Source organism: Pseudodesulfovibrio sp. (assembly GCF_028692895.1).
Lineage (GTDB): Bacteria > Desulfobacterota > Desulfovibrionia > Desulfovibrionales > Desulfovibrionaceae > Pseudodesulfovibrio.
Genome location: NZ_JAQUWN010000045.1, coordinates 13,859 through 28,443, shown reverse-complemented (window position 1 = coordinate 28,443; position 14,585 = coordinate 13,859). Strand labels below are relative to the sequence as shown.

The 14,585-nt window shown below is 68.5% G+C and carries 13 protein-coding genes; 2 read left to right on the top strand and 11 right to left on the bottom strand.

Features of this window, described 5'->3' with window-relative positions; translation table 11 throughout:
• Positions 1-974 (bottom strand): dissimilatory-type sulfite reductase subunit alpha (dsrA, locus tag PHP91_RS11720; RefSeq protein ID WP_300140748.1); only part of this gene is annotated, 974 nt, incomplete at its 3' end.
• A 380-nt stretch (positions 975-1,354) separates the two neighbouring features.
• On the opposite strand from dsrA, the gene PHP91_RS11715 reads away from it, so the two are divergent.
• Both PHP91_RS11715 and PHP91_RS11710 read left to right on the top strand, forming a co-directional pair.
• Positions 1,355-2,032: a YkgJ family cysteine cluster protein gene (locus tag PHP91_RS11715; protein ID WP_300140746.1), complete on the top strand. Its 678-nt coding sequence runs from the start codon at positions 1,355-1,357 to the stop codon at positions 2,030-2,032.
• Positions 2,032-2,289, top strand: a complete 258-nt coding sequence (locus PHP91_RS11710) for a hypothetical protein (protein WP_300140744.1) — start codon at positions 2,032-2,034, stop codon at positions 2,287-2,289. Before PHP91_RS11715 ends, PHP91_RS11710 begins: the two co-directional genes overlap by 1 nt.
• A 22-nt stretch (positions 2,290-2,311) precedes the next feature.
• Here the strand turns inward: PHP91_RS11710 and PHP91_RS11705 are convergent, their stop codons facing one another.
• Genes PHP91_RS11705 through PHP91_RS11660 form a run of 10 tightly spaced genes read right to left on the bottom strand, consistent with a single transcriptional unit; the run spans position 2,312 to position 14,513 of the window.
• Positions 2,312-3,427, bottom strand: coding sequence for a glycosyltransferase (locus PHP91_RS11705; RefSeq protein ID WP_300140742.1), 1,116 nt, complete (start codon positions 3,425-3,427; stop codon positions 2,312-2,314).
• The gene (gene asnB, locus PHP91_RS11700) at positions 3,424-5,322 is read right to left on the bottom strand and encodes an asparagine synthase (glutamine-hydrolyzing) (RefSeq protein WP_300140739.1); all 1,899 of its coding nucleotides are present in this window, start codon (positions 5,320-5,322) and stop codon (positions 3,424-3,426) included. The genes PHP91_RS11705 and asnB overlap by 4 nt, the downstream gene beginning before the upstream one ends.
• 54 nt (positions 5,323-5,376) lie before the next feature.
• Positions 5,377-6,252 carry a hypothetical protein gene (locus PHP91_RS11695; RefSeq protein ID WP_300140737.1) on the bottom strand — a complete coding sequence of 292 codons (876 nt, stop codon included), beginning with the start codon at positions 6,250-6,252 and terminating at the stop codon, positions 5,377-5,379.
• A 2-nt stretch (positions 6,253-6,254) separates the two neighbouring features.
• Entirely contained in the window at positions 6,255-7,196 is a 942-nt protein-coding gene (locus tag PHP91_RS11690) for a hypothetical protein (protein WP_300140735.1), read from the bottom strand.
• A 9-nt stretch (positions 7,197-7,205) separates the two neighbouring features.
• Positions 7,206-8,687 carry an MBOAT family O-acyltransferase gene (locus PHP91_RS11685; protein WP_300140733.1) on the bottom strand — a complete coding sequence of 494 codons (1,482 nt, stop codon included), beginning with the start codon at positions 8,685-8,687 and terminating at the stop codon, positions 7,206-7,208.
• Positions 8,684-9,799: a glycosyltransferase family 4 protein gene (locus tag PHP91_RS11680; protein WP_300140731.1), complete on the bottom strand. Its 1,116-nt coding sequence runs from the start codon at positions 9,797-9,799 to the stop codon at positions 8,684-8,686. Before PHP91_RS11680 ends, PHP91_RS11685 begins: the two co-directional genes overlap by 4 nt.
• Positions 9,792-10,922, bottom strand: a complete 1,131-nt coding sequence (locus tag PHP91_RS11675) for a glycosyltransferase family 4 protein (RefSeq protein WP_300140729.1) — start codon at positions 10,920-10,922, stop codon at positions 9,792-9,794. The genes PHP91_RS11680 and PHP91_RS11675 overlap by 8 nt, the downstream gene beginning before the upstream one ends.
• Before the next feature lie 21 nt (positions 10,923-10,943).
• The gene (locus PHP91_RS11670) at positions 10,944-11,543 is read right to left on the bottom strand and encodes an acyltransferase (protein WP_300140727.1); all 600 of its coding nucleotides are present in this window, start codon (positions 11,541-11,543) and stop codon (positions 10,944-10,946) included.
• A gap of 49 nt (positions 11,544-11,592) precedes the next feature.
• Positions 11,593-12,480: a class I SAM-dependent methyltransferase gene (locus tag PHP91_RS11665; RefSeq protein ID WP_300140725.1), complete on the bottom strand. Its 888-nt coding sequence runs from the start codon at positions 12,478-12,480 to the stop codon at positions 11,593-11,595.
• Positions 12,480-14,513 carry a radical SAM protein gene (locus PHP91_RS11660; protein WP_300140723.1) on the bottom strand — a complete coding sequence of 678 codons (2,034 nt, stop codon included), beginning with the start codon at positions 14,511-14,513 and terminating at the stop codon, positions 12,480-12,482. The genes PHP91_RS11665 and PHP91_RS11660 overlap by 1 nt, the downstream gene beginning before the upstream one ends.
• Positions 14,514-14,585: the final 72 nt, after the last annotated feature.

Sequence of the window (14,585 nt, the reverse complement as noted above, 5' to 3'; positions counted from 1 at the left end):
CAGCCGCGCTCGTCACCGATCTTCAGGGCCTGCGGCATGGTGTTGATGCAGTGCATGCAACGGACGCATTCCTTGTGGTCCATGATCAGCTTGCCGCCCTCGTAGCTCAGGCACTTGGACGGACACAGGTCGACGACTTCCTTCTGGATGTCGAACTTGCCCCAGTCGCGGCCAGCATGGGCGCCGGCGTTGGGAGCGATCTCGCCACCGACGTAGGCGGCAACCTTCTCCTGGTCGATCTTGATGGGATCCTTCCAGGTGCCGATGAAGGAGAGGTCGGAACGGGCGATGGCGGCCACGCAGCCGTTGGGGCAACCGTCGAATTTGAACTTGAACTTGTAGGGGAACGCCGGACGGTGCAGTTCGTCCTGGTATTCCTGGGTCAGGTTGTAGCACAGCTCCTGGGTGTCGTAGCAGGCGTACTCGCAGCGGGACATGCCCATGCAGGTAGCGGGGGTACGCAGGTTGGAGCCGGAACCGCCGAGGTCGATTTCCAGATCGTGGGTCAGTTCCCAGAAGATCTCTTCGAGCTGCGGGGTGGTGGTGCCCAGGAAGACGATGTCGCCGGTGGCGCCGTGCATGTTGGTCAGACCGGAGCCGCGGAGGTCCCAGATGTCCATCAGGGAGCGGAGCAGCTTGGTGCTGTACCACTTGCCGTTGGGCTGGGCGACGCGGATGGTGTGAAAGTGGGCCACGCCGGGGAACTTCTCGGGCTGGTCACAGTACCGGCCGATGACGCCGCCGCCGTAACCGAAAACGCCGACGATGCCGCCGTGCTTCCAGTGGGTCTCGCCGTCTTCATAGGACATTTCCAGAACGCCGAGCAGGTCCTCGGGGCAGTCGACCGCCACCTGATAGTCAAGACCTTTTTCGTTCTTGGCTCGGCTTGCGGCCTCCTGTTTGATGTCGGATACGAAGCTGGGCCACGGGCCGCTTTCCAGCTGATCCAACATAGGAGTTTTGTGTTTCGCCATTCCCTTAACCTCCATTGTTTGATTAAGATGTTGCCATCAACCGTAAAAAATCCGGGTCAGCAGCAGATTCCTGTGTCATCCGGAGCCCCGGACACCTTTGCTTCCGTTGCAGCGGCGCGCCCCGCCTGCGGGAAATAGCGCCACTTTTCACAAGGTATGCAGGGGAGTCAATGTACTGGACACTCCGGTTTTATGTCAACCGGTAATTGCCCAACAAGCATTGCCAATCCTGCATCTGGGGACAATGATCCGCCTTGTGTCGTTGGCTCTGCCGTCAACCCGGGGTTGCCTTTGCAGCCCGGGCGGAGTATCGGTCCGTGGCGGCAGGCCGAAAATCGCTTTAATCGATACCCCAATTGGGGGTGAGGAGCAACACAAACTTGCAAGAACGAAACAGCAACGAGCCCCGGTGCACCCGCTGCGGAACATGCTGCATACAGGGCGGACCGGCCCTGCATGTGCAGGACCGCCCCCTCATCGAGGACGGCACCATACCACTTGCCGACATCGTCACCCTGCGTCCCGGCGAGCGGGTCTACGACCAGCCCAGGGGAGGCATCGTCGTCCTTGACGCCGAGATGCTCAAGATTCGGGGCCGGGACAACACCTGGACCTGCGTCTTCTACAACCACGAGGGGCACGACTGCGCCATTTACGGCAGCCGCCCGGTGGAGTGCGACGTGCTCTTCTGCCGCGACATCGCCCCCCTGGCCGCCATGTACGACAAGGGCCGCCTGACCCGGCGGGACCTCCTGCCGGAGGGCCATCCCCTGCTCGCCCTGCTGGACGAGCACGACGCCCGCTGCGCCCCGGCCGACGTCGAGGCCGCGGCCAGGCTCGCGCGCGACGGCGACGCCGAGGCGGGCCGCGCCCTGCGCGAAATGGTCCGCTACGACCGCGAGTTGCGGAAGCTTACCACGGACAAGGGCGGCATGGACCCGGCCATGGGCGATTTCCTGTTCGGCAGGCCGCTTTCGGCCCTGCTCCAGACCATGAACATCAAGATATACGACATGGGCGAGTCCATCCGTTTCGACTTCGCCCCCGGAGAGCGATGATGAAGGACGAGCGCGGAGTCTATTACACCCCTTCCCTGCAGCACCCCGAGGTGCGCATGTACGTGCGCGACAACGGCGGGGCCATCGAGTTCCGGCTCTACAATCCCATGGAGCCCATCGTCTGGGAAAAGCACCAGTGGGTGCCCTACGAGGCCATCCGCCAGGCGGCGGAAATGTACAAGGAACGCGGCACGGGCCGCAATCCGCTGGCGCTGTACGACCTGGACATCGCAAAAAAGCTGCTCTGCGACGCCTAGGGGCGTCCCGACCCGGTACCGGCTACCTGCCGCGCGCGGTCCCGGCAAGGAGCGCCTCGGTCCGTCCGACCATGGCCTCCAGGGAATACTCGGCCATGATGCGGGCGCGCGGGTCGGCCAGGCCGCCGTCGCGGGCGCGGGCGAGGGTCTCCAGGACGGCGGCGCAAAGCGCCTCGGGATCGCCCGGCGGCGCCACCGCCCCGGTCCCGCCGATCAGCGCGGCCGCGTCGCCCACGTCCGTGGCCACGCAGGGCACGCCGCAGGCCATGGCCTCCCCCAGCACGTTGGGGAACCCCTCGCCGAACAGGGAGGGCAGGCAGCAGAGGTCTAGCGCGTTGTAGACGGCGGGCATGTCGTCCCGCCGCCCGGCCCAGGCCAGCCGCTCCCCGAGGCCCAGGTCGTCGGCCCGGCGGCGCAGCCGCTCCAGCAGCGAGGCGTCGCCGCCGCCCACGCAGACGAAGCGGATGGCCGGCAGCGCCTCGGCGAGCATCGCCGCCGCCCGCAAAAAAACCTCGTGTCCCTTCATCGGGTCAATGCGCCCCACCACGCCGACGAGCGGGCCGTCGCCCCTTCGCGCCGGGTCGGGCCAGACATCCCCCGCGCCGCGGTCCGGGAAGAAGACGTCCGTATCGATGCCGTTGGGGACCACGGCCATCCGGCCCGCCGGGAACCCGTGCTCCACCGCGCAACGCTTCCCTGCCTCGGCGTTGGCCACGATCAGGTCCGGCGCGGCCGCGAGCCGCTCCTCCACGAAGCGGGCCGCACGAGCCGCCCGTGAGTATTGCCGCATATCCATGTTCGAGGCGCGCACGGACCAGACCAGCCGCGTCGGCCGGATGAACGGGCGGAGCAACGCGCCCGCGATGTTGGGAACGCCCAGGAAGGTGTAGAGGCAATCGTGCCGTCCGCGCCGCAGGAAGCGCCACAGCCGCCACAGGAAACGGACGTCGCCCCGGCCGCCCTTGCCCAGGTCGTGCAGACGCACCCCCGGGCCGAGCTCGCCCAGCAGCGGCCCGAGCCTCCGGAAAAGCGCCACGTCCACCCCGTGCCCGCGCCGGGCGAGCCCGTTGGCCAGCAGGGTCAGTTGCCGCTCCGCCCCTCCGGCCTCCAGCGACGGCGCGAGCAGGCAGACCCTCATGCCGCCCACCTGTCCAGCCAGGCCTGGAACATCAGGACGTCCCAGAGATAATAGTACCAGTTGCCCTGCCCCGCGAGATAGTCACGCCAGATGCGGCGCACGGCCCCGGCGTCCAGGTAGCCCTGTTCGCGCATCCGGCCTTCGTCCAGCAGGGACTCGCACCAGTCGCGCAGCTCGTGCCCGAGCCAGCGCTCGATGGGCACGCCGAACCCCATCTTGGGCCGCTCCACCAGCGCGTCCGGCACGTAGCGGCGCAGCAGGCGGCGCAGCAGCCATTTGCCCCTGCCGTCGCGAACCTTCATGGACGTGGGCAGCGCGGCGGCGAAGGCCGCCACGCGGTGGTCCAGGATGGGCACCCGCGCCTCCAGGCTCACGGCCATGCTGGCCCGGTCCACCTTGGTCAGGATGTCGTCGGGCAGATAGGTCTCCACGTCCAGCAGGGTCATCAGCCGGAAGCGGTCCGAGAGCGCCGGTCCCGGCCGGGAGAGCGCGGTCTCGGGCTCGCGCCCGCCAAGGACCAGGGCGGCCGGGTCCTTGAAGTGGGAGAGCAGATAGCGGTAAAAATGCTGAAAATCGCCCGAGCAGAGCCCGTCGAGCCGCCAGCGCAGCCGGGTCCCCTTGGGGCCCAGGACGCGCCAGGCCGCCTCGGGCAGCGCCTTGCCCGCCAGGGCCGCCAGGCGGCGCAGGGGCAGGGGCACGGGCTCGACGAAACGCCACTTCCGGGCCCAGAAGTAGCGGCCGTATCCCGCAAAAAGCTCGTCCCCGCCGTCGCCGGACAGGGAGACCGTGACCGACCGCCGGGCCAGGCGGCTGACGCAGTAGGTCGGGATCTGCGAGGAGTCGGAAAAGGGCTCGTCCCAGTATTCGGGGATGCTCGGCACCACCTCCAGGAGGTCCTTCGGCGACAGGATCAGCTCGGTGTGGTCCGTGCCCAGGTGTTCGGCCACGGCCCGTGCATAGGGGGCCTCGTCAAAGGCGCGCTCGCCGAAGCCGATGGAGAAGGTCTTGACCGGCCGGGACGAGGCGGCCTGCATCAGGGCCACCACGGTGGAGGAGTCGATGCCGCCGGACAGGAACGCGCCCAGGGGCACGTCCGAGAGCATCCGCTTGGCCACCGCGTCGCCGAGCAGCCGCTCCAGCTCGTCAAGGGCCTCGTCCTCGGTCCCGGCGAAGGGGCGGGCGTCGCCCCGCTCCCAGACATCGCGGGCCGACCACCAGCGCGTGACCGCCGGTTCGGACTCGCCGGGCCTGAGGGTCAGCAGGCACCCCGGCTCCAGCTTCCTGACGCCCCGGCAGATGGAATGCGGGGCCGGGACGTAGTTGTGGCGAAAATAAAGGCACAGGGCGTCGCGGTCCACCTCGGCCGCGAAGTCCGGGTGGGCGCGCAGGGCCTTGAGCTCGGAGCCGAAGACGAAATCCCGGCCCGCCCGGCCGTAGTACAGGGGCTTGATGCCCATCCGGTCGCGGACCAGGTGCAGCTCGCGCGTCTCCCGGTCCCAGAGGGCGAAGGCGAACATGCCCACGAACCGTTCAAGGGCCGGGACCAGGCCCCAGCGGCCGATGGCCGCGAGCATGGTCTCGGTGTCCGAGGTGCCCCGGAAGGCGTACCCGGCCGCCTCCAGCTCGGGCCGCAGGGTCTGATGGTTGTAGACCTCGCCGTTGAAGACGATGACGAAGCGGCCGTCGGCCGAGGCCATGGGCTGGGCCCCCAGGGGCGAAAGCTCCAGGATGGCCAGCCGGCGGTGGCCCAGGGCCACGCCCGCCGCCGCGTCCGTCCAGATGCCGTCGCCGTCCGGGCCGCGATGGGCCAGGCTGTCGGCCATGGCCTGCGCCGTGGCGCGCAGCCGGTCCCCGGTAGCGCCCGAAGGGGAGAGAAAGCCGGTTATGCCGCACATGTTGTCGTCCTGATGACGGGCTGCCGTCGTTTCCGCCTGCGGCGGACCGGGCCGCTAGGCATTGCCGTCCCGGAAAAAACGGACGGCGTCGTGATCGCCGCATCTTCGGGTCACCCGCGGCCCGTCAGGGGCCTTGGCGAGCACGAAGGCGGCTTCCCCCCCGCTATAGCGGTCATTGTTCTGCGAGACAACCAGATGCCCGCCGGGAGAGAGGCTGGCCATGAGGTTGTCCACGGCCCGGCGCAGTTCGTCGGGCGGGAAATATTCCACGTTGAGCAGGTTGGCGCACTTGATGAGCTGCACCGGCCGGTCGAGGACGTCGGCGAACATGTCGAACCGGCGGATGGCGTGGACGCCGTGGCGCTCTCGCAGCAGAGGGTTCGCGGTCTCGATGACGGTGCGCCCCCGCTCGGGCGGCGGCGCGGCGTCGCCGGGCTCCACGAACAGGCAGCCCAGCTTGTAGCCCATGGCCCGGCCGTCCGCGTCGAAGAACCAGCGGCGCAATCCCTGCCGCGCCGTATAAAAGCAATTGTAGCGGTCGGAGAGGATGACCTCGCCGAACAGGTCGCGCCGCTCAAGCAGGCCCGCCGCCGAATGCCCGTCCGACACGCCCACTTCGAGCAGGCGGGGCCTGTCCATGGCCGAGGCCAGCTCGGCCACGAGCGCGTCGCCGACATGGGTGCGGTCGCCGCAGGTGAGCTTGAATATCTTGCCGAAGCGGAAGATCGAGACCGCCGCGCTGAACTCCTCCGCCCGCAGCTCCAGCGGGCGGCCGCTCCCGGCCACGCGGTCCAGGATGCCGGGTGAAAACCGGCAGAAGCGGAAAAACCAGTCCTGGGCCGACAGCGGCATCGACCGCACCCAGGTCAGGAGCCGGATGTCGTCCAGGCAGAAGCTGGTGCGGGCGGCGAGGGAGGCATGGGGCGGCATGGTCAGTTTCCCCCTTCGGAGCGCGTCGTGCGCCCGGCGTTCCAGTCCTGCATGAACAGGGGCACGAAACGGGCCACGCCCGCTTCGGAAAGATGGTCGCTGTCCCGGAACATCGCGGGCGTGAAGCTGAAGCGGGAATCAAGGGCGTAATCCAGGTAGGGCGCTCCGGTCCGCCGGCTGATTTCCCGGGTCAGCCGCTGCGCGATCCGGGTGTGCGCCGGATCGAGCAGCTCCACGTAGCGATGCCAATACGGCGGCGTCAGCAGCGCCACCCGGATGTCACGGGCCCGCAGCTCGCGGATGGTCCGCTCCAGCAGCGCCGCGCTGTCGTCGGCGATCACGCCGTCGTAGGCGGTCTCCATGCGCTTGAACATGTCGCCGAACATTTCCTCCGTGCGCTCGCGGGCATGATCGTCCAGGCCGACGGTGCGTTCCGGCGGCGCCTCGTCGTCGCTGTAGAGGCATTCGGCCCAATTGTCGGGGGTGACGAGGGGATACAGCTTGCCGACGATGAAGTTGTCGAGGTCCGAGGAAATGAGCTCCCAGCCGGGATATTGGGCGTACAGCGTCGTCCTGATCCCCGCCAGGCCGTGGAAGTTCGCGCGGTAATAGGCGGCATGGTCGAGAAAGTAGGAAAACGGGGACAGGACGATGACGACGTTGGCGATGGAGGGCAGTCGCTTCGTCACGTACCGGATCTTGTAGCACATCTCGAACATGTCCGCCCCGGCGCTGGAGACGTTGAACGTCGGCTCCGGGAAAAGGCAGGCGGAGAGCTCCTCCCCATGGGAGCTGCCCACCACCAGGATTCGCGCCTGCCCGTTAGCAGCCAGCAGCGCCGGGCCCGTGAGCGGGTACCAGCGGAGCGCGAAGTGGCGCAGCCCGATTGCGAGCAGGAGCAGGATGCCGAAAAAGGCCAGGGCGGTGCGGAGGTGTCTCTTCATGGCTGCCGATCAGAACTGGAAATAGACGAACTTGGTGATGCCCAGTCGTCCGAAAACGAGAGTGGCGAAAAAAAGGAAATAGCACAAGCCCCAGCGAGGGACGAGGCCCAATCCTTTGTACCAGCCCAGGAAACCATTCTTGCGGCTGGCCAGGTCCACGGCCAGCAGCACGGCGATGCCGACGAGGGAGAGAATGATCCCGTGCGTATTGCCGTCGACGGGCACGGAAAGCAGCAGCGCCTTCATATCCTGCAGCGGCCCCAGCCCGGTGTGGGGAAGCCGCGCGTCGACCAGGTGAAATATCTTTGAAAAGACGGCCATGGCCTGGGAAAGGTCGGCGGCCCGGAAGAAGACCCAGGCCAGGGTGACCGCCGTGAACAGGCAGAGCGCCCGACCGACGTCGAGGACGGCGTCCAGCGCGGGCCCGTGCGCCCGCTTCGGCAGCGCGCGGCGCCACAGGACCAGGACGCAGAGCATCAGTCCGTGGACCGTGCCCCAGATCACGAAGTTCCAGGACGCCCCGTGCCAGAGCCCGCAGACCGCGAACACCACCAGGACGTTGAGCAGCGTGCGTTGCGGGGAAAGCCGGCTGCCGCCCAGGGGAATGTACATGTAGTCCCGGAACCAGGTGGAGAGCGAGATGTGCCAGCGCCGCCAGAAGTCCCGGATCGAGGTGGCGAAGTAGGGCGTCCGGAAGTTCTCCATCAGGTCGATGCCGAACACCTGCGCGACTCCGCGCGCGATGTCGGTATAGGCCGAAAAATCGCAATAGATCTGAAAGGAGAAGAACAGGGTGGCCAGGGAGACCTGCAGGGGCGAGAACGAACCCGGCGCGGCGTAGATCTGATCGACGAAAACCCCCAGCCGGTCGGCGATCATCAGCTTTTTGAAATAGCCCCACAGGGCCAGCGCCAGGCCGTCCCCGATCCGGTCCAGGTCGAAACGGACCGTCCGACGCAACTGCGGAAGGATGTTTCCGGCCCGCTCGATGGGACCGGCGACCAGTTGGGGGAAGAAGGCGATGTAGAGCGCGAAGAGGCCGGGATGGCGTTCGCGCTGCGCCGGGTCCCGGTACACGTCGATCACGTAGCTCAGGGCCTGGAAGGTGTAGAAGGATATCCCGACCGGAAGCAGGACGTCCAACGGCCGGAAGGCGAGCGAAGAGCCCAGGGAGGACAGGACCGCGGTGACCGAGGAGGCGATCATGGCGTGGTACTTGAATACCGCCAGGATTCCGAGGTTCAGGGCCAGGCAGGCGGCCACCCACCCCTTGCGCGCCCGCGCCGTGCCGGACCGGGCAACAGCCTCGCCGCACAGCCAGGCGGTGGCCGTGGTGACGGCCATCAGGGCGGTGTACTTGACGTTCCAGGCCCCGTAGAAAACATAGCTCGCGGCCAGGAGCAGGACCCAGCGCCGACGCGGGGGCAGGACGAAATACAGCAGCCCCGTAACAAGGATGAAAGCAATGAATTCCAGTGAGTTGAAAATCACTGCGCCCCCCCTGCCCCGGCCTGGTCCAGGCACGCTTCCCACATGCCCATGACCCGCTCCTCGGAAAAGGTCTCCACGATCCCGGCGGCAGCCCGGCCCAGACGGACGCGCAGCTCCGGGTCGCCCATGAGCCGGTCCAGCTCCCCGGCCAGGGACGCGGCGTCGCCGTTGCGGGCCAGCAGCCCGTTCACGCCGTGGGCGATGATGTCGGCCGGGCCGCTGGGGCAGTCGGTGGACACGCAGGCCACCCCCCCGGCCATGGCCTCGCACAGGGCGTTGGGAAAGCCCTCGTAGGCCGAGGACATGACATAGGCGTCGGTCTGGGCCAGGGCGCCGCCCACGTCCCGCACCTGGCCGAGGAAGCGGACCCGGCCGGCGAGCCCCAGCTCCCCGGCCAGCCGGTGCAGCTCGTCCCAGAGCGGGCCGTCGCCCGCGACGTGCAGGGTCCAGTCCGGATGCTCCGGCGCGCACCGGGCGAAGGCGCGCAGCAGCAGGTCGTAACCCTTCTGCGGATACATGCGGCCCACGGCCAGCAGGGCCGGGCGGCGCAGGCCGGGCGCGTCGCCCGTGACCGGCATGGGGATGACCGGGTTGGGAATGATGGCCAGCCGCTCCGGGGCCAGGTCCGAAAAATAGGCGGCGGCCTGCCGGGTCTGGACCACCACCCGCGCGGCCAGAGGGTAGGTCCAGCGGCGCAGGCGGGTCCACAGCGGGCCGATCTCCTCGAAGGCCGGGTCGATGCGCTCGCTGACCACCACCGGGATGTCCAGCCCGGTCAGGGCGATCAGGGTCCGGACGTTGGCCGTGTCGATGAAGCTGATCACCGCGTCGGGCCGGACGCGGCGGATCTCCCGGCGGATGCGGGCGAAACGTTTGGCGTTGTTGACCAGGCTGGCCCACAGGTTGGGCGAATACCGGTTGATGTGCAGGTAGACCATGCGCGTGCGCTCGTCCAGGGGGTAGAACGGCGGGGTCGACCCGTCCTCGAAGCTGAACAGGGTCACGGCCACGCCGCGGGCCGCCCAGTAGTTGGCCATGTTGGTCATGACCCGGCAGGCCCCGCCGCGCTCGAAGGAGCTGGTGAGCAGCGCGATGCTTCGCGGCCTAGGCATGTCCGCCCTCCTCCGTCCCGGCGCGGCCGGGCGCGACCTCCCGGAAACAGGCGTCCCACAGGGCCAGGGTGCGCTCCATGGAGAACCGCTCCAGGACCTCGGGCGCGCGGGCCGCCATGGCCCGGCGCAGGTCCGCGTCGCCCATGAGCCGCGCCATGGCCCCGGCCAGCCCGGCCACGTCCAGGGGCGGAACCAGCAGGCCGTCCACCTCGTGGCGCACAATCTCCCCCGGCCCGCTGGGGCAGTCGAAGGAGACCACGGGCAGCCCCACGGCCAGGGCCTCGGCCACCACGTTGCCGAACCCCTCGTATTCCGAGGAGAGAACGAAAAATTCGCCCGCCGCCATGTCGGCGGCCAGGTCGTCGGTCCAGCCGGGCAGCAGGATGCGGTCCGCCAGCCCGGCCGCCGCGATCCGCCGTTCGAGGTCGGCCCGGTTGGGCCCCTCGCCGTGAACGACCAGCCGCCAGTCCGGAAAGCGGTCCGCGATGCGGGCGTAGGCGTCCACGAGCAGGTCGAACCGTTTCTGATCCACCAGCCGCCCCGCGGCCACGACGGTGGTCCCGCCCTGTCCAGGCCGGGCCTTGGCCGCCACCGGCAGGACCGGGTTGGGGATCACGGCCCGCCGCCGGGCCCCGAGGTGCTCCAGCGACCACTGGTGCGCGTCCCGGGTCAGGTTGATGAGCATGGCTGCCCGGGGGTAGATGCGCCGCCGCCAGTTGGCCCAGAAATCGCCGAAGGAGAGCCGCCCCGGATGGGTCTCCTCCATGACGATCATGGGCGCAGGCAGCCCGACCCCGGCCATGAGCGTCCGAATGTTGAGCGGGCCGTCGAAGCCGATGACCACGTCCGGCCGCGTCCGCTTGATCTCCCGGCGCAGGGCGAACAGGCGGCCCAGCAGCCGGACCAGGGCCCCGGCCTTGCCGCGCACCGGACGGTCGCTCAGGTCCCTGCGCCTGACCTTCACGGCCGGGTGCAGGCGGAACTCCGCCCCCTCCCCGTCCTCGGGCTGCACGGCCAGAATGGTGAGCGCGTGGCCGCGTTCGGCCCAGGCATTGGCCCAGTTGACCGCCGCCAGCACCGACCCGCCGCCTTTCAGACTGTACAAAACCAACGTGATTCGCACGAATACCCCTTGTCCGCGTGACTACGAAATGTTGTCGCCCGAAGGCGTCCGCCGCCGAATGACCCTGGCCGGGACGCCGCCGACCACGGCATGGGGCTCCACGTCATGCGTGACCACGCTGCCCGCGCCCACCACGCAGCCCCTGCCCAGGGTGACGCCGCAGACGACCACGGCGTTGGCCCCGATCCAGACGTCGTCGCCCACGGTGATCGGGGCGTAGGAGAGCCCCTGCTCCTTCATGGGGACGTCGGTGCGGTCCATGTTGTGACGCGAGGTGTCCATGACCACGTTGGGCCCGATCATCACGTTGTCGCCCAGGGTCAGCGGGGCGTCGCCCGAGGAGCCCAGGCGCACGTTCCTGTTCAGGTAGCAGTGCTCGCCCATGGTCAGGGGGGCGTTGGGGCAGAGCAGCGTGCACCGGCTCTCGATGCAGACGTCGTACCCCAGGGATAGGTTGGCCAGGCCCTGAATCTCCACGCCAGCGGCGATGTCGAAGAGCCGCCCCCCGGCCATGAAGCGCCGGTAGGCCACGCGACGCAGGAACACGCCCAGCCGGCCGGGCACGCCGCGCAAGGCCGCGCCCAGCAGCTCGCCGGGCATGCGCAGAAGCGATGTCAGCATGGGATCGACCCTCCTCTTTCCCGTGGGGCGTTTGCGCCGGGCCGAGCCGCTATCGGCGGCACAGCCGGACCAACCCGCGCAGCCAGGACGTGGCGCGCCATGACGTGGAGTTCTCGTAGCGGGCGATGACCCGCTCCTTACTCCGGTCCTCCAGATCGAGCAGGAAGGGCGAGTTCCCGCGCACGAAGCGGACGAGCTCCCCGAACCGCCCGGCGTCGCCGCCCAGCCTGTCCACCGTGCGGATCACGGCCTCCAGGACCGCGTCGGGCACGTCGGTCTCCCAGGGGATCAGGAACGAGTCGAGCAGGCTTTGCAGGAAGGCCGCATCCGGCCGGTAGACGCAGAACCCGCTGCCCAGGACGTCGTATTCGACATCCGAGAACTTCTCGGCGTTGAGGCTGTGGAACGTGTATACGGCGGCGTTGGCGTGGGAGTCGATGCGGGCGGGATTGGTGTCGTGCAGGCCGATGATCCCGCCATCCCGCATGTGCGGCAAAAGACAGAGCATGTCGATGCTCGCCCAGGGATGGCAATGGTTGGCGTCGATGTAGGCGAAATCGAGCTTGCCCTCGACGATGCCGTCCAGGTCCGCAGCCGTTTTCCCGAGGCGCAGGTCGAACAGGGGCGACAGCTCCGGCCGGGCCTCGCGCAGGCCGACGCCGATGGGACGGTCCTCGTCGTAGTAGCAGGTCCGCCCCAGGTCAACGCCGTACAGCTTGGGGGACTCGGCATACTGGCTCGCCTTGTGGAGCAGCGCCCCGCTCAGGATGCCCGCCGAAACGCCTATCTCGGCCATCACGACGGGCCGAAAGGTCTCAAGCACTCCCATGATCAGGCCGAACCGCTCGCGGGTGGTCGAGATTTCCGCCCGCGCCCAGTCCGGGATGGAGGCGCAATAGGCTTCGGCCGTGGTCATGTCAGGTTGTGGTCGCTTCATCACTTCACCTTGGTTGTGGATGTTGCCGTGGCTCGGCCCGCCCGCCGCAGGAGGCGCAGCGGGGCGGAAACGATTTCCCGGGCCGACATTCCCAGATAGCGCAGGGTGGCCCGGTTGACCTTGCACACCAGGCAGGCGGAGGAGCGGACGCGTTCCGCCAGGGCGTCGCCGCTCGCGCGCAGGATCGCGGGGACCGGAGCTCCCCGGTCCGCGAACAGGGCCCGCAACGCGGCCGGGTCCGCCGTCTCGTCGAGGATGACCAGACCGTCCGGGCGCAGGCCGACGAGCCGTTCGGCGTCGACCAGCGGATACCGGGTGTAGAACTTCCCCTCCATGGGCGTGAGGGGATGGACGCCCACGATGCGGTCGTAGTCCAGGCCGAAGAGGTCGGTGCGCAGGACGAAGTCCAGGTTGGCGTTGACGCCGCACAGGACGATCCGTTCGCAGCCCGCCGCCTCGGCGCGGAACTTTCGAAGGTGCGCGGCGTCCCCGGCCAGATTGACGGCCTCGAACGGGTTGTAGGCCAGGGGCCTGAAGCACTTGGGGCAGATGACGTTCCGGTCGACGCCCGGCCCCAGGCTGCCCATGTACCGGCCGCCGAACATGACGAATTCGTGGCTGACCGGCTGGCCGCAGTGGCGGCACTTGCCGCGCATGGCGGCCCGGGTCCAGCGCCACGAGGTCTTCACCTCGTAGGTGAGGTCCGCCACGGAGCAGGTGTCGTACAGGTGGCGGTAGTAGCGCCGGACCTCCCGGTGGGCGACGCGGAAAAAGGTGTCGTCGTCCATGTCGGTGAGGTTGCAGAACACCTCCCGCGCGTCGGCCTGAAACAGGTTGCCCGAGCAGGCGTCGAGGTGCGCGGTCTCGTCCGCGATGAGCCCCCGGCGCAGGGCCTCGGCGTAGACCTCGGTGCCCTGGTAGGCGAAGAGCATGGCCTCGCCGGAGCTGATGTCCTCCTCGATGAGCAGGTCGAAGGTCTGCCGGAGATCGTCCTCGGTCTCCCCGTCGTACCCGACGATCACCGTGCCGCTGGCGGGCATCCCCGCCTCCCGGCAGTTGGCGAAGAACCGGCGGGTCTGGTCCGAGCTGATCTTCTTGTTCATGTTGCGCAGAATCTTGTCCGAACCGCTCTCGATGCCGACGGAGACGGCGATGCATCCGGCCTCGCGCATCAGGCGCAGCGTGTCCACGTCGAGGTTGCTGTCCACGCGCAACTGCGCGAACCACTGCTTGCGGTCCGGCACCCGGAGGTAGGCCTCGCAGAACTCGCGCACCTCCCTGGCCCTCGGGTAGAACATCTCGTTGAGGAAGCACAGGGTGTCGTAGTCGTAGCGGGCGTTGAGGTGCTCGATCTCCTCGATGACATGGGCGATGGGCCGCTTGCGGAACCCGCCCAGGCTGGGCGAGCAGAACCCGCACCGGCCCACGCAGCCCCGTCCCGACAGGATGGGCATGTAGCGCAGGTGGTCGCCCAGGAAGGCGAAGCTGGAGTTGCGGATGTAGAAATCGCAGTCGAAGTATCGCCACGCCGGAAGGATGTTTTCCTGGGTGAGGTCGAGGCGCGACTGGGGGTTGCGCACCACGGTCCCGTCGTCCTTGCGGAAGAGCACGCCGGGAATGTCGGAGAAATCCTCGCCCCGGTCTAGGGCCTCCAGAAAGCGGGGAAAGGCTATCTCGGCCTCGCCGAAGTACCCGTAGTCCATGCCGACGGTCTCGAAGAGCAGCGTGTCGTTGCCGTCGCGGATGATGTGGCCGCCGAGGATGAAGGACGCGCCGGGGCAGTGCCGCCGGGTCAGGTCGGCGATCCGCCGGAAAAAGGCGTGGAAGCCGATGAGCCCGCCGCTGCACACGGCCAGGTACCGCTCGGACTTGAGCAGGCCGACCAGGCGCCGCTCCCAATCCGGCGTGACGCCCATGTCAACGAAGTCGAACCGGATGCCCGCGCGGTCGAGACAGGCCAGGACATAGGCCATGCCCATCGGCCATTCGGGCCAGCCGGGCGTTGCCGGACAGACTATCAGCACCTTTCTCATTCTCGATCTCCCGTACCGGCGGCGCGCCGGGCCGCCGCCTTCGTTCCGCCCGCGCGGCCCGGGCCCGTCCGC